Genomic DNA, 15,974 nt, shown 5'->3' on the forward strand with positions numbered 1-15,974 from the left:
CCGCAATCTCCACATGTCCAGGTCTCGCCTTGACTCACGGCAAATCTCTCCTTAGAAGCCCGGCCCTGCCTTGCCGGGCGATGTCGTAATATTTGGAAATGTACAGCATTTACTCTTCTTGCCGTAGATTGTAAGGGCGCATCAAGTCCAGGCTATCGACAGTGATTTGAGTATCATCAGGTGGATTGGATAGAGGGGGTATAGCCAACTACCGACTGGTCGTAGCGGCCGCACACGGACCTGCAGGAGTAACAGGCCGAGCGGCGGTGCAATAGCAGCAATAGCAATCACAGTTTGATCGCTGAGCTGCTGATCAGATAGCAGCAGTATTTGTAGGCCGCCATTTGCTAAAACGGCTAGGAGTGCGGCCATTGACCAGCTCGCAATCCTGGACTCAAGCCCCTGCGCCTTGAGCGCAAACATTAAGGCAACAGGCAGCAGCACCCCTGTCACGCCATATCCAAGCACCGGTCTGTAAGCTATCGCGAGCGCAAAGGCGAGTAACCCGCCTGCAATTAGCCTTGGCGATCTATGATGTGCAGCTTGGGCTATACACAAGCCGAGTGCGAGAGTGAAAAAAATGTTTAAATTTCCATTGTCGAAAAATCTCGAATAAGGCCATTGGCTCAGCATTGCGAACAGAATTATCCCACCCAGGTACTTCCACCTGCCTGGATAACCGACCGGCTGCCGGACAACGTTTGCCGCAATCGCCAGGCAGAATAAAGGGTATGCAAACCGACCGATAATCCGCATCCAGTACAGATTTTCCTGAATTTCATTTGGTAGCACAAACCAGGTGTGATCGATGATCATTGTAAATAGTGCGACCCACTTAATTAGATCTATCGAGCTGTTTCTTTCGAAATTTTTCATCGTTGGTCTATAGTGGTTATTAGTTGTTAATTATATATTGCTTCTGGTCTCGTGATATATATTTATCATGAAAATACTGTTGGTTTGTTACTTGTGTGTACGGTAGCGCTGGTAGATAATAATGTCTAGGATGTAACTAGCAGCTCTGGCTGCGTACCGAACTACCCCCGAGCAGCGATAGGGGTAGGGAGGCAAAAACTAAAGTAGCCCGGTCGGGTGCTCGCTGTTATTCGTATATGTCCCGTTGACTCTATCAACTGGCTCGGACGCACTTTCTCCATTCTACGACTAACAATTAGAGGCCTCGACATGCAAAAAGCTATTACCTACGTGCTGGTTACCAGCATGTTCCTCTCTCTCACTGGCTGCGCTGGTACTGGGTTGCAGGATCAGGATGGATCCCGCAACCAGACGCTGACCTGGGGCTCCATCGGCACCATCGCCGGCGCCGCTGCAGGCGCACTGATTAATAAAGACAACCGCGGCAAGGGCGCACTCATCGGCGCCGGTATCGGCGGCCTGGCCGGCGCAGGTTACGGCGTCTATGCCGACCGCCAAGAGGCCGAGCTGCGTAAAGCCACCGCTGGCACTGGCATCGAAGTGCAGCGCCAAGGCGACGACATCAAGCTCGTGATGCCTGGTGCGATCACTTTTAACACTGGCTCGACCGAGCTGTCGCCGGCGGCAGCATTTAACCTGGACAAGCTCGCGGGCTCGTTCAAGTCCTACGCTGACAACAACGTCGAGGTCACTGGCCACACCGATAGTGTCGGTAGCAACTCTAGCAACATCGAGCTGAGCCAGAAGCGCGCCATCAGCGTTGGTAAACACCTGATCGGCCAGGGCATCGATAAAACTCGCATCCAGGTCTACGGTGCTGGCCCGTCCCAGCCGATCGCAAGCAACGGGACGGAGGAGGGCAGGGCGCAAAACCGCCGGGTCGAGATCCGCCTGAAGGCGCCGATCCAGCCCGTGGCCATGGATAAGGCTCAGTAATGAGCCTGCGCCTGGCTTCACCGCCAAGCCTGGATGTCGCCCTGCTCCTGATGCAGGGCGAGCACCTGGAAGCGGTCGCACTGATGGTTGAGTCCGGTGCTGTTGACCTGATGGAGCTTGAGGAACTGAAGATCAAAATTGGCGTATATGCCGAGATGGGTTCCAGCATGAGGATCCGGCTTGCTCCAGGTACACGCGAAAAACTGCATCACGGCTCTGTTGAGGCTAAACAGATGATCCAGGACTGGCGCGAGGCGCAGGACCTGGTGCGGGAGATAAACGATGAACCTACTTAGTATTTTCTGGCCCGGATTCACGGCCGCTCGCCGGATCGCTCGCACTCCAGTGCGCTTTCTGGTCGCCGGCCTGGAGGCCTGTGTCGACTTTGGTCGTGATGTTTCGATCCCTGGTTTCCGCTGGCTCGCTGCTCTGGTGATGTTTGCTCTGGTGTTCGGTTGCGGCGCTGCAGCGATGACCTGGCCGTTTGCGATCGCCGGCCTGACATACGCCGCTCACACCGGTCACACGACAGCTGGATCTGCTGTCCTGGGCATTCTGTACGTGACTGCAGCCGCTTATTTGGCCTTGCTCACTCATCAGGTGATCAAGCAATGAGCCCGCTGATACACAATTCATGCGATCCGGTTGAAAATTGCGAAGTAAAGAGGACTGACATCATGAAAATCAAAATCGCCACACTAGTGCTGCTTCTGGTCGCCATGGTTGGGTGTGGCGAACAGAAGATGAATCAGGTCATGCCGAAAGCTGCGACTACTGACGCAGTTTACAGTGCGAAAGCATCGCAATATCTGGAGGATGCACTCGGCACACCCAAGGCAAAAAAAATCGAACTGACCTTCTGGAATGAGCAAAACAATCCAGACACCGGCTATTTATCCCTGATCATCGATGGCGTCGAAAAAATCCGCCCCATTGACAACTACGGTGGCGTAAATCGCCGAACAGCAAGCACTGATGGATTTAAGTTTGTTTTTGAGAATGGCACTTGGCGCGCATATGTAGCTGAGAAGGACATCGAGACCCATGGTGAGCATCCCCAGGAGTTCTACAACGAGATGACCGGAATACTTCGCCGGTACTGATCAAGCTTCCCAAAAAAACCCCTTAATTAGGGGTTTTTTTGTGGGTGTGACATTAATAGTAAAGCCATAGTTTATAGCTATTAGTGTGATGGTTGTTGGCGCTAAATTCTCAGTAATATTTGATTATTATATGCTGACGGAATTGCAAAAATATTTGCCTGATTAGAAATATGCAATTGGAAGGTTTTGGTGCGGGCTCTTAAAATTTAGTCATTAGAAATTCGAAAGGAAAGAGCATGAGCATTACAGTGGATAAACTTAACCGCGCTTTGGCTGCTCTCCGTGAGATCCAAGTCAAGGCGGGCGAATTACCTGAAATCTGTGAGCACGACGCTCACGTAATAGCAGCCCTGGCTGGGACTGTAGAAATAATCTTAGGTGAGGAGATTAGAAATGCTGCTTAAAGAGGCCTCAGTAAAGATTCCACGGGCGATTGGGATTGGTTTGATTATTTACTTTGGCCTTGTTGTTTCAGGGCGTGAAGCGACACTAATGCCTCACCCAATTACATTCGCTGACATACAGGTTCCGCCGGTTCCAGTTCCGCCAGTTTATACCAGTGAGGCTGATCATGAGTAAGCTCAAAACAGTCGCAAGTTATTTGACCGGCTACAGCCAGACGAAGAATGCTGCACGCGAGCTGAAATATTCAGTTAGCTTGCCGATCTACTTTATTAAAGGGGGGTATCGCTGGTTCAAGGCTATTCGTGACCAGGCGAAAGCTGATCGAGAACTTGCGGAAACTGATGATCGCCTGCTCTGGGATAAAATGTGCACAGATTGCACAATTACTAATGATTCATTGCGGCGTGCCTATAAGTCACTTTTATTCGTGAACGCGATTCTTGTTCTCGGCATAGCAGGGGTGCTCGGCAATCTGGTTGCAAATTGGGACCGAGGTAGTCTGATGATTTTTGCGAACTTGGCCTTTCTGAACATGGTGTGCATGATGCTTTTCCAAAATGCATATCGCGTGAACATGGCCTATTCGCAAAGCGCTCCACCAATAATTAAATTTATGAGGGATGTTATCCGTAATCCGAGTTTGCTTGTCGGTAAAACTTTGCCGGCTGATTACCAAGTTCGGGTGAGGGCTAAGTGATGAACAGTTTTTCACAGTTGGTTTTGGCCTGGATGTTTGGGCGTTGGATATTTCACCCGTCAGAAGTTACTGATTTCGTTGCCCAAGACGTAACACCACTGACAATTTTTGCGTCCGCATTCGCAACACTTGGCCTCGCGATGTTCGGCGCTCTTGCGGCCTGGGCGATGTTTCTAGGTATTTTTCGACTCAAAAACAACGGTAACTTTTTCGGTGCAAAAGATGGAAACGAGGCGTTTTTCTACCCGCTGCGGGTCATCGTCGCCTTGTCTTTAATTGCACCAGTTATCCCTGTCTCTAGTGCTGGCGGAATTCCGATCACTTTGACGCCGGGACACGCACTTGTCGCAGGTATCTCCAAGTCTGCGGCAGAATTTGGCGACACTATGCAGCACAATGCTTTTGAGCTGATGCATCGCCATAACCTGTTTAGCGATCCGAAATTTCGAGTTGAAGTTGACGCGAAAGTCGCTTTGGACATGTTAAACAGCTGGAAAATCTCAGCGGTTCAACTCGCCGGTCTAAAGATTTTTCGAGATCCTAACGATCAGATGATCTCGCTTTCGAGTCGCGACCTTGCGGAAGAGGCTCTGAAAATCAGATGGAATCAGGTTTACGGCAGTAAATATCCCGCTGCAGGCTCGACTGAAACGGCTGCTGCAGACGTGTATATCGCAAACGCTGGCCGATCTTTGCAGATACCGTTAATCCCGCCGAGTGACGAATTGGCCCGAGCTGCCAGCATGGGTGTCCAGGGACTGATCGAACCCGACGCTGTTACTGGCACGGTCGAAAGGGAGATGGAAACCGAGGGGTGGTTTTGCCAAGCCGGCTGGTTGTCTTCAATGACTTGCAGCGACGAGTACGCACAGGTCAAGAAAAACAACGCTGCCTCTATTGAGGCCGGTATAGCCTCAGCTCAGCGTCAAATCTGGATCGGTCTGGTTGAGCATGCCGTCCAGCAGGCAATTTCGGCCCGAGACGGGGCTGTGGGGGCAAGGGACGCGAAGAAGTTTTTTGAAGACAGCATCACATGGGCTAGTCAGTCCGCGGACTGGTACAAAAAAGTGGTTGAGCAAACCATCGCCACCACAATTGCTACCGACCAGGCTGCTCGCAGTGAGGCGTATTTTAATGAAGTAAAAAATTGGGGTTGGATGCTTGGTGGCACTTTCGTGCTGCGCGCAGCGAGTGACTTCTCTCGTGCCGCGAGCTACTCGGAAGGAGCTACAGCTCAGATGATGCCAAAGTCGGCATTGTCTACGCTGACGCCAGGTGACGACTTATCAAAGCTGGTCGAGAACGAAGCCCTGGCTCAAATTCAACCTGGTAATACTGGTTCTGAAAAGTCTCTGCTGGCTAGAGTTTTTTCGCTCGACATCCTAAAGTCCACGACCGGACCCTCGAATCAGAATATCCACAACATCGCGGCCTGGGGACGCTCGCTCGTTGGCACTGGCATTGGCTTTTTTGCGGGTGGGACGATAGCCCAATATATTCCAGGTTTGAGCTCAATCACCGATGGGACGCTGCCAAAAGCAATCGGCGGAGTAATGATTATCTCCGGCGGGTTGCTCGGTTATGTGATGCCTCTGCTTTTCGCGATCTATGGACTGATGGGGGCAATTAGCTGGCTCGTCGCAGTTGCGACGACGTTTTTCGGAGTGACGCTCTGGTCGGCTGGTATGGCCGCACCGAAAGGGGAAGAGCACACCTCCCAGCTGTCGGCGAAAGGGTATAACGCCTTCATCTTCATCTTCCTCTATCCTGCTTTGGCCGTGGGTGGTCTGGCAGCAGCGATCGTGATCAGCGCAGTCGGTCTGGCGATGGTCCAGGCGATGGCCATGGGACTCTGGGGCATGTTTGATCCAGGCGTGGCTGAAGTTGGGCGCCCATTGGAAAGCCTAGGCGGGATCCTGATTGGTGGCTTGCTGATGGTCATAGTCATCATCTTGCTGTCATGGAACGTGGTCGTCACCAGTGCTCAACTAATCACAAGTTTCCCCCGCAGTGTCCTCAACATGATTAGCCTTTCTGAGCCGGGCCTGAATCCGTACGAAAACAGCATGCAAGGAATCATGGGTGGGCTTTCAATGAGTACCCGCCAGATTCTGACGGGCTCTATCAGTCGAATGATCAATCCACCAGGAAGACAGCCTCCTCCTCAAGGTGGCGGCGAATGATGAAGTTATTATTGGTGTGGTTTGATTTGGTGTAACCGCTCCACAAACCCCACATTCAAAGCCGCGATTTGATGCCTGATGCTGTGCTCCCGATCTCTTTCAGAAGCCAGCGGCCATGATGCGTCCCGACGCCAAAGTTGAAAAAGTGTACCTCTACCCTAAACCCGTAGACTTACGAAAATCCATCGACGGCCTAGCCGCACTGGTGGAGCTGGATATCAAAGTGGCGGTGTTCGATCCGGTGCTTTTCGTCTTTCTCAACAAACCCCGCAATCGGGTGAAGATTTTGTATTGGGAACGCAACGGCTTTTGCCTTTGGCTCAAACGCCTTGAATCCGAACGCTTCAAAACATCGCCCGATCACAGCGACGAAGCCATCGTGCTGACGGTCCAGGAGCTGAACTGGCTGCTCGATGGTTTTGATCTGTGGCGCAACCGTCCACATCAGGTTTTGACACCTCGATTTGTCGCCTGATTCGGTATAATCCACGGCATGATTTCCATGCCCGACAACCTTCCCGATGACCTGACTGCGCTCAAGCAATTACTTGCTCAGATGCAGTCCAAGGTTGTTCATCTTGAAGAAGAAAATGCGCTGCTACGTCAGCGTCTCTTCGGACGTAAATCCGAACAATCAGTCGACCCAGCGACCCCGCAATTGGCTCTTTTTAATGAAGCCGAAAGTGTCGCTGAGCCTGCCGCCGAAGAGGCGGAGGAAGAAGTCGTCGCTCCGACCAAACGCCGTGGCAAACGCAAGCCTCTGTCCGCCGACTTGCCCCGTATCGAAGTCATCCACGAACTGCCCGAGCACGAGCTGATGTGTGCTTGCGGCTGCCGCAAGCACGCCATCGGCGAAGAAACCAGCGAGCAGTTGGAAATCGTGCCGATGCAGATCCGCGTGATCAAACATATCCGCAAGGTCTACGCCTGCCGTGGCTGTGAAACCGCGCCGGTCACCGCTGACAAGCCAGCGCAATTGATTGAAAAGAGCATGGCCAGTCCCAGTGTGTTGGCGATGTTGCTGACCACCAAATACGTCGACGGTCTGCCGCTGCATCGCTTCGAAAAAGTACTCGGTCGCCACGGCGTCGATATTCCACGACAAACCTTGGCACGTTGGGTCATCCAGTGCGGCGAACACCTGCAACCGCTGCTCAACTTGATGCGTGACAGGCTGCTGGAAAGTCACGTAATCCACTGCGACGAAACGCGTGTCCAGGTGATGAAAGAGCCTGATCGAGAGCCGACTAGCCAGTCCTGGATGTGGGTACAAACCGGCGGACCGCCGAATCAGCCAGTGATCCTTTTTGATTACTCGACCAGCCGAGCGCAAGAGGTACCGTCGCGCCTGCTCGAAGGTTATCGCGGCTATCTGATGACCGACGATTACGCCGGCTATAACGCCTTGGGCGCGCAGGCTGGTGTCGAACGTTTAGGCTGCTGGGCACATGCGCGACGCAAGTTTGTCGAGGCGCAAAAAGTGCAACCCAAGGGCAAAACCGGGCGTGCCGATATAGCCCTGAATCTGATCAACAAGCTGTACGGTATCGAGCGAGATTTAAAAGAAGTCGGCGATGAACATCGCCATGAAGGTCGACAGCAAAACAGCCTGCCAGTCCTGGCGCAGTTACGCGCCTGGCTGGAGAGAACGCAGCCTCAGGTGACGGCGCAAAACGCGCTGGGCAAAGCCATCAGTTATCTGGCCAGCAACTGGGACAAGTTAGTGCGCTACACCGAAGCCGGTTCTTTGCCGATCGACAACAACGCAGCAGAGCGTGCGATCAGGCCCTTCGTAATAGGGCGCAAGAACTGGCTGTTCAGCGACACGCCCAAAGGCGCGACGGCCAGTGCTCAACTTTACAGTTTGGTCGAGACGGCTAAAGCCAACGGCCAAGAGCCCTATGCGTGGCTGCGCCACGCACTTGAACGATTGCCGCAAGCCGCAGCGGTAGAGGACTTCGAAGCCTTGCTGCCGTGGAACTGCACTCCGCAAATACCAAGATAACTATACGCCCCGCCTTTAAAATGTGGGGTTCATGGATCGCATACCTAATACATGAATGAAATGTCGCCAAGTGCGAATGTGAGAAAGTAAAAATACTACTGCTTTTTCTTGCTCTTCTGCCCAGCTCTCTACAAAGCTTTCAGTCAGAAGGTAGATTGTCGGCCCAAGGCGTCCTCTGTCATGTAACGGTTACTTAGGCGGATGGCCTCGCCTAATTAATACTGAGCGTCTCGATCGCCTGCTTCGGCAGCGGTTTGCAAAAAAGGCTGTGAGGAAGTCCATGCACTTTGCTTGTAAAGCATAATGCCAGTTTCTTTCGCTGCCGCTTGATTTTCAATGACTTGGGCGTTGGAAATTGATGTGGTGGAAACCCAGAAGGCGATGCTCAAGAAAATAGGGCGGAAAGCGGACACAGATAAACTTCCTTAGATCAGTAGCCGTAAGCCGGAACAAAGTAGGAAAGTGGTGGGTGAGTCTTTTCCCAATCTTTGGCAAAGCGGATCCCATCCTTGATTTCTTGAGGACTCATCTTTTCGGCAATTTCAGGAAGGCTTCTTCTAGCATCCTCAGGGGCTACGCCACCGCCTTGCAAATGGGAGATAAGGTAGGTGATTCCATACGCTTCTACTAAGTCCAACGGAAATCCGTAACTGTCAGGAAGATGCGCTACAGTGAGGGCATATCCACCAGCGGCATCAATGTGACCTGACTCAGCGGCCTTTTTTAGCCAATATCCTACGTCTTCTTTGCTTGCTTTATTTTCATATAAAAAATTTGCGTAGAGGTACATACCCGGTGGGTAGCCGCTCTCCGCTGAAGCTTTGAACCATTTCTCAACGGCTTTTTCGCGGCTGCCAGGAATAAGGAACCAGCCTTCACCATCTTTGTACTTACCAGCAAGCACTTTTTGAGCAAATCCACTGCCTGCCGTCGCTGCTTTTTCCAACCATTGCAAACCTTGCTTGGCGGTAAATAAAACAATCATTGCCTCAGTATCGCCTTTCTCGGCGCGCTCATTTGCAACCTGTAGTGCATAATTCCGCCATTCTTCATCGCTTTTACCTGAGCAACTCCCCATCTCCTTGCACAAATCATGCGAATTACTCAGCCGAAGCATTGCATACAAATCTCCTTGCTTAGCTGCTGATTCGTACCATTTTTTTGCGTCTTCGGTGGTGTAGCGGTTGCTGAGGCGGATAGCCTCTCCCAAGTAATATTGCGCCGTACTGTCTCCCGCATCTGCCGCGATTTTCAGTAGCGGCTGAGAATCGTACCAATCACTTTGTTGATAAAGGATAAGGCCTTTATTTTTTGCTACTTGTTGATCGCTCGTAAGTTCTGCAAAAGCTGAGGTGGATAGAAATATTGAATATAAAATTATGGAGTATATTGTTTTAATCAATGTTTGGTCCTTTGTAGAAGGCCTTGACTTCTTGAATAGGTGCAGATGCAGGGCCGGTATATGTGCTCGAGTAAGTGCAGTGGCTATTCATTCTCGCCCCTAGAAGTTTAGCGTTTTCTGAGTACCGCTCCCGCATTCTGTTGTTACCCGGGATGTGGCCTAAAACCCTTTCATTCATGAATAGATCGAGTTTTAACTTGTTTTTGCAGAACATAAGTCCTGCCTGCGGGGGACGAATCCCGTCACGATTCATGCAAATAATTGCTTCTTCAAATTGCAAATTTGCATTGGTTTTTTTTGAAATCCAACTAAGGCATCTTTCAATTGCTTGTTGTTGAATGAGGTATGCCTCGTCGTTGTTGTAGCTTTTACTGTCCTCGTCATCTTCAGCAGAAAATGACCTAGGTGAAGTACTTAAAGCCATTAGTAATGGGCCTAGGGCCTGTGGGGTTAGGTTGTACACCCACTCCTGCATTACTTTTTGGTTTTTATCCAAGATAAGTGTGTGAGCAATTTGTCCCCCACGACCACCCTCGGTCAGCGCATCAAATATCCCTTTAACAATGGCATACCCACGCACATAGGCAAACGCCACATCGATACCCGTGGCGCCGAGGAAGCTCAGTTTCTGCAGATAGTCCATGGCTTCGCCATCGACCCACTCAAGATCCTTGTATTGGTTCGCGGCCATTTCCTGTCGCACCAGTTCCGTCAAGGCTACGATGCTGTCGTAGCCGACTTCAAAGGTCAAATACCCTTTGACGCCTGCGCCCCAGACCAGCGCGCCCTTGATCGATAACAGCAGTAGGCCGTTTTGCATCCGCAGGTGCATGTCGCCGGTGTAGCCGGCGCCGATGGCCACGGCCACTTCAACCTCCAGTTTGGCCAAAGGGCGCCACTGGTTGGCTGAGATGCGATTGGGCACGGGTGCAGGTGGGAGGACGCTTGGGGGAGGGCACCAGAACAGTTTGCCGGTGACTTTGCACCCGGCTTGAGCGCCGGCAAACACTTCGAACTTCGCCAGGTCGCCGGATTTCTCGGCAATGTCCACACCGACAAGGCTGGTGTAGCCGGTTTTCTGGTCAAGGGTCAGGTCGCGTGACAGCATGAGGCTTGCGCCAGCGAATCCCCAGGCCTTGGCTTCCAGATCCAGAGACAGTTTGCCGAAGTTGACGCTGCGCACGCTGCCGTCCTGGGCCTTGTATTTCGCGACCCAAGGATCGGCTTTTGCCCGTTTCGGGAATTCGACTTTGAGTAAGCTGACTTCCCCGCGCCACGCTGTTACATCCAGTGCAACTTCTACGTTGGCAATCTGAGGGGAACCACTTTTCAGAGTGGGGCCTTCCATTTTGACTTCGGACAGCAGGTTGGCGCTTTCCGGGAGCAAGCATCGAACCAGTTGGGCCTGGGGGCTGTTGTCGAACAGCATGAGGTTGCGCAACTGCTTATCTTCGAAAACCATGGCTTTGAGGTTTTCGCCCCAACTTTTTTTCTTGGCTTCGGCTTTGATGCTTTCGACTTTGTAGCCTTTGGCTTCCAGCGCAGCAAAGAATTTTTCTGGCAGGAACAGGCCATGTTCATCGAACCATGGGCCTTTCTCATCGAACTGAAGTGCGCCTTCCTGATCCAGCCAATCACTGAACACACGATCGTCGTCTGCTTCTTTGGCAATCGATTTGGGCAAGCTGCTCTTGAGCTCTTTCAGTTGGTCCTTAAACGCGTTGCCACTGGCTTGGGCCAGTTGTTTCAGGCTGATGTGGTTCAGGATCGTCGTCGAAGAGGCGCTGCTGAGTTCACGTAGCGGAATGTTTGTTTTGGTCAGTCGTTCGAGGGGTTTTGGCTTGTAGCTTTCCGCGTCCCACAGGAACAGGCGGGGAGGCTTCAGTGCTCGAACGCGTGCTTCGGCGGTGGTCTGAATTCGCTCTGCCTCGTCATTCAGGTCGGACCACTGTTTCTGCAAGCTGACGAATAGCACTTCGGGTGGCGCTGACTTGCCACCGGTAGCCGAGACCCACTGGGAATAACGCGCTTCGATTTTTTTCTCAAGCTCGTCGCGTTTGGTGGTCAGTTCGATAAAGGCCTGAAAATCCTCGGTCCCTGCGTACTGGTCGTCAGGGCTGAGAAAAGAAGCTGTGGTCTGTCCCCGTTTTCCGTCCCTTTTCTTTTTCGAAGTCCCCCGCGTGGGGTAATCGCTCATATTTATTGCTAGGCACTTAGGTCCTTCATGTGGGGGACTTAAGGGGTATGCCACGTTTAGTGTCCGTGAGGGTAGGGCTCATTGATAGATAGACCATGTCTAAAGAAGAGAACATGGTCTATCTTCGTTTGCTCTGTGGTTGGATTTTTTAATAACCATAAATTGGATCGAAGTAAGAAAGTGGTGGGTGTGTTCTTTCCCAATCTTTGGCGAATTCAATTCCCGACTTGATTTCCTCCGGCCCCATTTTCTCCGCAATCCTTGGAAGGTTTAGCCTCGCTTCTTCTGGGGCGATAGCACCTCCCTTCAGATTTGAAATTAAGTATGTATATCCATACGCTTTTATTAGATCTAAGGGGAAGCCATAGCTATCTGGAAGATGGGCGATATTAAGGGAGTAGCCGCCTAGAGCGTCAATGTGCCCCGACTCGGCAGTCTTCTTAAGCCATTTTCCGACATCTTGTTTACTTCCGTTGTGTTCGTACAGATAGTTCGCATAAAGATACATCCCCGGAGGGAATCCCCCTTCCGCTGATGCCTTAAACCATTTTTCGATTGCTTTTTCTCGACTGCCAGGAATTACGAACCAACCTTTTCCATTTTGGTAGGCACTCGCAAGAAGTTGCTGAGCGAAGTTGTCACCCGACTCTGCAGCCCTTTCTAACCACTCCAAGCCTTGTTTAGCTGTATAGAGCGCTACCATTGCTTCGGTGTCGCCTCTCTCCGCGCGTTCGTGTGCAATTTTTAAGGCCTGCGCCCTCCAGTCCTTACCACTTTTTTGAGTGCAGGTTTCGATTACGGTGCAGAGATCTTCTTTGTTACTGAGACGCAGCATGGCATAGAGATGTCCTTGTTCGGCTGCGGCCTCGTACCATTTTACGGCGTCCTCTGTCATGTAGCGGTTACTTAAGCGGATCGCCTCGCCTAAGTAATACTGAGCGTCTCGATCGCCCGCTTCTGCAGCAGTTTGCAAAAAAGGCTGTGAAGAAGTCCATGCGCTTTGATGAAAAAGTGCAATTCCCTTATCTCTGGCTGATAATTGCTGAGCCGAAACACAGGAGATGAAAAAAAATGACAGACAAATTAGAGCGATTCGCTTAATCAATGTTTGGCCCTCGGTATGTAACTTTGAGTCCTTGAGTAGGCGCAAAAGCAGGTCCTTCATATACAGTGCTGTATCCGCAATAGTTATTTAAGTTTGCTCCGAGCTTCAATGCGCGATCTTTGTACCTGGCACGCATTATGTTATTGATTTCAGTCAGGCCCAGAACACGTTCAGACATAAATAAGTCGAGTTTCGCTTTATTTTTGCAATATGCGAGTCCTGCCTGTTGAGGCCGTGCACCATCTCTATTCATGCAAATAATTGCTTCTTCAAACTGTTGATTTGCTCCAGGCTTACTGGATATCCAGCCTAAGCATCGTTCAATCGCCTGTTGTTGTATTAGGTAAGCGTGATCCCCGTTAAAGCTTTGGTCCTCTTTGCCATCCTCTTCTACGGTGAACGCTTTAGGACCGGCGCTCAAAGCTAGCAATAATGGACCCAGCGCTTGTGGTTGGAGGTTGCATACCCAATCTTGCATATCTTGTCTATTTTCAATTCTGCCGATCGAGTAAGCAATTTGTCCCCCACGTCCCCCCTCGGTCAGCGCATCAAATAACCCTTTAACAATGGCATACCCACGCACATAGGCAAACGCCACATCGATACCCGTGGCGCCGAGGAAGCTCAGTTTCTGCAGATAGTCCATGGCTTCGCCATCGACCCACTCAAGATCCTTGTATTGGTTCGCGGCCATTTCCTGTCGCACCAGTTCCGTCAAGGCCACGATGCTGTCGTAGCCGACTTCAAAGGTCAAATACCCTTTGACGCCTGCGCCCCAAACCAGCGCGCCCTTGATCGATAACAGCAGTAGGCCGTTTTGCATCCGCAGTTGCATGTCGCCGGTGTAGCCGGCGCCGATGGCCACGGCCACTTCAACCTCCAGTTTGGCCAAAGGGCGCCACTGGTTGGCTGAAATGCGATTGGGCACGGGTGCAGGCGGGAGGACGCTTGGGGGAGGGCACCAGAACAGTTTGCCGGTGACTTTGCACCCGGCTTGAGCGCCGGCAAACACTTCGAACTTCGCCAGGTCGCCGGATTTCTCGGCAATGTCCACACCGACAAGGCTGGTGTAGCCGGTTTTCTGGTCCAGGGTCAGGTCGCGTGACAGCATGAGGCTTGCGCCAGCGAATCCCCAGGCCTTGGCTTCCAGATCCAGAGACAGTTTGCCGAAGTTGACGCTGCGCACGCTGCCGTCATGAGCCTTGTATTTTGCGACCCAAGGATCGGCCTTTGCCCGTTTCGGGAATTCGACTTTGAGTAAGCTGACTTCCCCGCGCCACGCTGTTACATCCAGTGCAACTTCTACGTTGGCAATCTGAGGGGAACCACTTTTCAGAGTGGGGCCTTCCATTTTGACTTCGGACAGCAGGTTGGCGCTTTCCGGGAGCAAGCATCGAACCAGTTGGGCCTGGGGGCTGTTGTCGAACAGCATGAGGTTGCGCAACTGCTTATCTTCGAAAACCATGGCTTTGAGGTTTTCGCCCCAACTTTTTTTCTTGGCTTCGGCTTTGATGCTTTCGACTTTGTAGCCTTTGGCTTCCAGCGCAGCAAAGAATTTTTCTGGCAGGAACAGGCCATGTTCATCGAACCATGGGCCTTTCTCATCGAATTGCAGCGCGCCTTCCTGTTCCAGCCAATCACTGAACACACGATCATCGTCTGCTTCTTTGGCAATCGACTTGGGCAAACTGGTCGCCAGCTCTTTAAGTTGGCCTTGGAACGCGTTGCCACCCGCTTGAGCCAGATGTTTCAGGCTGATGTGGTTAAGGATCGATGTGGAAGAAGCACTGCTGAGTTCGCGTAGCGGAATGTTGGTTTTGGCCAGGCGTTCGAGGGGTTTTGGCTTGTAGCTCTCCGCGTCCCAGAGGAAGAGGCGGGGAGGCTTCAGTGCTCGAACGCGTGCTTCGGCGGTGGTCTGAATCCGCTCAGCCTCTGTGTTCAGGTCGTACCACTGCTTTTGCAAGCTGACAAACAGCACTCCGGGTGGCGCTGACTTGCCACCGGTAGCCGAGACCCATTGGGAGTAACGCGCTTCGATTTTTTTCTCAAGCTCATCGCGTTTGTTTGTCAGTTCGATAAAGGCCTGAAAATCCTCGGTCCCTGCGTACTGGTCGTCAGGGCTGAGTGCGAACTCGGGAACCGCCACCCCGCACTCGGCGAGTTCCACGATGGCATTGATGTATGGGGACATCAGGTCTTTCAGTGCGAGGATGTTGATCTGCACACCCTTGAGTTTCTTTTCGTCGATCTCGCCGGTTTCAATCAGTTTTTTGTGAAGCGCCTTGTAGTCTTTCAGGTGCTCCCACGCCGAGGCAATTTTTTTGCTGCCGGGATCGAACATTTTGTAGCCGTGAGCTTTTGCCTTGTCACGTTCTTTAATGTACTTGTCGATGGCCTCGCGAGCCTTCAAGGCGCGCGGCGTGTAGAAAACCCCGTTTTCTCGCTTGTACCCCAACTTCTCTGCGCTGGTGTCGGAGACCTTTTCCAGCGTTTCCATGTTCTTTTTGTTTTTATCGATGCGTTGCTGAGCTGCGAACATCTCGCGCTCAGCGTGCATCGTCGCGTTGCTGTCACCTTTGGCTTTAGCTGCGTCCCAATCTTTGCGGCACTGCGCTTTTTTCGCCGTGTCTTCGGGGATTGCCGATTTCGACGCCAGGTAACTGCTACGGTCGTCTGCTTCGAGAAAAGCCTCCGGGCCGGGCGTGAGGAAGTAGTCCATCAGCCCGGCATCGGCGATATTGCTCATTCGCGTGGCTTTGTCTGCGTCGACGGTTTTTTGCTTGAGCAGGTTGACGCTTTCTTTCAGCTTCTCGGACGTGCGCTTGGGCAACAGCCAGAACCGACGCTGGCCGGTGACGTAGATGATGTCGTCATAGCTGCTGCTGCAACCCGGCTTCTTGTCCTTGCAGAACGTTTCTGAGTCGGCAGATGACTTCGGTGGGTCCGCCGGGATAACAACAGGTGGTTGTTCTGGGGTAGATGCTTGTTCGGACGTACCTGTCATT

General features: G+C 52.0%; 16 protein-coding genes. 10 read left to right on the forward strand and 6 right to left on the reverse strand.

Translation table 11 applies throughout. The features are described 5' to 3' along the window. Nucleotides 1–141: 141 nt before the first annotated feature. The gene (locus ATI02_RS21265; RefSeq protein WP_100847247.1) at nt 142–876 is read right to left on the reverse strand and encodes a TraX family protein; all 735 of its coding nucleotides are present in this window, start codon (nt 874–876) and stop codon (nt 142–144) included. A gap of 309 nt (nt 877–1,185) precedes the next feature. On the opposite strand from ATI02_RS21265, the gene ATI02_RS21270 reads away from it, so the two are divergent. From ATI02_RS21270 to tnpC, 10 genes are all read left to right on the forward strand, one after another. Beyond that, nucleotides 1,186–1,872, forward strand: a complete 687-nt coding sequence (locus ATI02_RS21270; RefSeq protein ID WP_100847248.1) for a YiaD family glycine zipper/OmpA-like lipoprotein — start codon at nt 1,186–1,188, stop codon at nt 1,870–1,872. After that, nucleotides 1,872–2,168 (forward strand): hypothetical protein, encoded by a 297-nt coding sequence (locus ATI02_RS21275; RefSeq protein ID WP_100847249.1) that lies wholly within the window; start codon nt 1,872–1,874, stop codon nt 2,166–2,168. Before ATI02_RS21270 ends, ATI02_RS21275 begins: the two co-directional genes overlap by 1 nt. Beyond that, the gene (locus ATI02_RS21280) at nt 2,155–2,487 is read left to right on the forward strand and encodes a hypothetical protein (RefSeq protein WP_146166069.1); all 333 of its coding nucleotides are present in this window, start codon (nt 2,155–2,157) and stop codon (nt 2,485–2,487) included. Before ATI02_RS21275 ends, ATI02_RS21280 begins: the two co-directional genes overlap by 14 nt. 62 nt (nt 2,488–2,549) lie before the next feature. Then, on the forward strand, nt 2,550–2,975 hold the full coding sequence (locus ATI02_RS21285; RefSeq protein ID WP_100848483.1) for a hypothetical protein: 426 nt from the start codon (nt 2,550–2,552) through the stop codon (nt 2,973–2,975). A gap of 236 nt (nt 2,976–3,211) precedes the next feature. Continuing rightward, nucleotides 3,212–3,379 (forward strand): hypothetical protein, encoded by a 168-nt coding sequence (locus ATI02_RS32065; RefSeq protein WP_157815144.1) that lies wholly within the window; start codon nt 3,212–3,214, stop codon nt 3,377–3,379. Beyond that, entirely contained in the window at nt 3,369–3,554 is a 186-nt protein-coding gene (locus tag ATI02_RS32070) for a hypothetical protein (RefSeq protein ID WP_146166070.1), read from the forward strand. Before ATI02_RS32065 ends, ATI02_RS32070 begins: the two co-directional genes overlap by 11 nt. Beyond that, nucleotides 3,547–4,077 carry a hypothetical protein gene (locus ATI02_RS21290; RefSeq protein WP_100847251.1) on the forward strand — a complete coding sequence of 177 codons (531 nt, stop codon included), beginning with the start codon at nt 3,547–3,549 and terminating at the stop codon, nt 4,075–4,077. Before ATI02_RS32070 ends, ATI02_RS21290 begins: the two co-directional genes overlap by 8 nt. After that, complete coding sequence (locus tag ATI02_RS21295; protein ID WP_100847252.1) at nt 4,077–6,260, forward strand: hypothetical protein; 2,184 nt, start codon at nt 4,077–4,079, stop codon at nt 6,258–6,260. Before ATI02_RS21290 ends, ATI02_RS21295 begins: the two co-directional genes overlap by 1 nt. Before the next feature lie 115 nt (nt 6,261–6,375). Continuing rightward, nucleotides 6,376–6,735, forward strand: a complete 360-nt coding sequence (gene tnpB, locus ATI02_RS21300; protein ID WP_244196544.1) for an IS66 family insertion sequence element accessory protein TnpB — start codon at nt 6,376–6,378, stop codon at nt 6,733–6,735. An 18-nt stretch (nt 6,736–6,753) separates the two neighbouring features. Further along, complete coding sequence (gene tnpC, locus ATI02_RS21305) at nt 6,754–8,265, forward strand: IS66 family transposase (RefSeq protein ID WP_100845498.1); 1,512 nt, start codon at nt 6,754–6,756, stop codon at nt 8,263–8,265. Between the two features lie 215 nt (nt 8,266–8,480). Here the strand turns inward: tnpC and ATI02_RS32075 are convergent, their stop codons facing one another. The 5 genes from ATI02_RS32075 to ATI02_RS21325 all read right to left on the reverse strand — a co-directional run bounded on the left by ATI02_RS32075 (nt 8,481) and on the right by ATI02_RS21325 (nt 15,973). After that, nucleotides 8,481–8,678 (reverse strand): hypothetical protein, encoded by a 198-nt coding sequence (locus ATI02_RS32075; RefSeq protein WP_146166071.1) that lies wholly within the window; start codon nt 8,676–8,678, stop codon nt 8,481–8,483. A gap of 17 nt (nt 8,679–8,695) precedes the next feature. After that, nucleotides 8,696–9,667 carry a tetratricopeptide repeat protein gene (locus tag ATI02_RS21310; RefSeq protein WP_100847253.1) on the reverse strand — a complete coding sequence of 324 codons (972 nt, stop codon included), beginning with the start codon at nt 9,665–9,667 and terminating at the stop codon, nt 8,696–8,698. Continuing rightward, on the reverse strand, nt 9,660–11,864 hold the full coding sequence (locus ATI02_RS21315) for a hypothetical protein (protein ID WP_100847254.1): 2,205 nt from the start codon (nt 11,862–11,864) through the stop codon (nt 9,660–9,662). Before ATI02_RS21315 ends, ATI02_RS21310 begins: the two co-directional genes overlap by 8 nt. A gap of 148 nt (nt 11,865–12,012) precedes the next feature. Continuing rightward, nucleotides 12,013–13,014, reverse strand: a complete 1,002-nt coding sequence (locus ATI02_RS21320) for a tetratricopeptide repeat protein (RefSeq protein WP_238156188.1) — start codon at nt 13,012–13,014, stop codon at nt 12,013–12,015. Continuing rightward, on the reverse strand, nt 12,962–15,973 hold the full coding sequence (locus tag ATI02_RS21325; protein WP_100847256.1) for a hypothetical protein: 3,012 nt from the start codon (nt 15,971–15,973) through the stop codon (nt 12,962–12,964). Before ATI02_RS21325 ends, ATI02_RS21320 begins: the two co-directional genes overlap by 53 nt. Nucleotide 15,974: the final 1 nt, after the last annotated feature.

The sequence above is a fragment of the Pseudomonas baetica genome (assembly GCF_002813455.1).
GTDB classification, from domain to species: Bacteria; Pseudomonadota; Gammaproteobacteria; order Pseudomonadales; family Pseudomonadaceae; genus Aquipseudomonas; species Aquipseudomonas baetica.

Coding starts and splice junctions, on each gene's coding strand:
- ATI02_RS21265 (WP_100847247.1), bottom strand. CDS start 876: ATGAAAAATTTCGAAAGAAACAGCTCGATAGATCTAATTAAGTGGGTC.
- ATI02_RS21270 (WP_100847248.1), top strand. CDS start 1,186: ATGCAAAAAGCTATTACCTACGTGCTGGTTACCAGCATGTTCCTCTCT.
- ATI02_RS21275 (WP_100847249.1), top strand. CDS start 1,872: ATGAGCCTGCGCCTGGCTTCACCGCCAAGCCTGGATGTCGCCCTGCTC.
- ATI02_RS21280 (WP_146166069.1), top strand. CDS start 2,155: ATGAACCTACTTAGTATTTTCTGGCCCGGATTCACGGCCGCTCGCCGG.
- ATI02_RS21285 (WP_100848483.1), top strand. CDS start 2,550: ATGAAAATCAAAATCGCCACACTAGTGCTGCTTCTGGTCGCCATGGTT.
- ATI02_RS32065 (WP_157815144.1), top strand. CDS start 3,212: ATGAGCATTACAGTGGATAAACTTAACCGCGCTTTGGCTGCTCTCCGT.
- ATI02_RS32070 (WP_146166070.1), top strand. CDS start 3,369: ATGCTGCTTAAAGAGGCCTCAGTAAAGATTCCACGGGCGATTGGGATT.
- ATI02_RS21290 (WP_100847251.1), top strand. CDS start 3,547: ATGAGTAAGCTCAAAACAGTCGCAAGTTATTTGACCGGCTACAGCCAG.
- ATI02_RS21295 (WP_100847252.1), top strand. CDS start 4,077: ATGAACAGTTTTTCACAGTTGGTTTTGGCCTGGATGTTTGGGCGTTGG.
- tnpB (WP_244196544.1), top strand. CDS start 6,376: ATGATGCGTCCCGACGCCAAAGTTGAAAAAGTGTACCTCTACCCTAAA.
- tnpC (WP_100845498.1), top strand. CDS start 6,754: ATGATTTCCATGCCCGACAACCTTCCCGATGACCTGACTGCGCTCAAG.
- ATI02_RS21315 (WP_100847254.1), bottom strand. CDS start 11,864: ATGAGCGATTACCCCACGCGGGGGACTTCGAAAAAGAAAAGGGACGGA.
- ATI02_RS21325 (WP_100847256.1), bottom strand. CDS start 15,973: ATGACAGGTACGTCCGAACAAGCATCTACCCCAGAACAACCACCTGTT.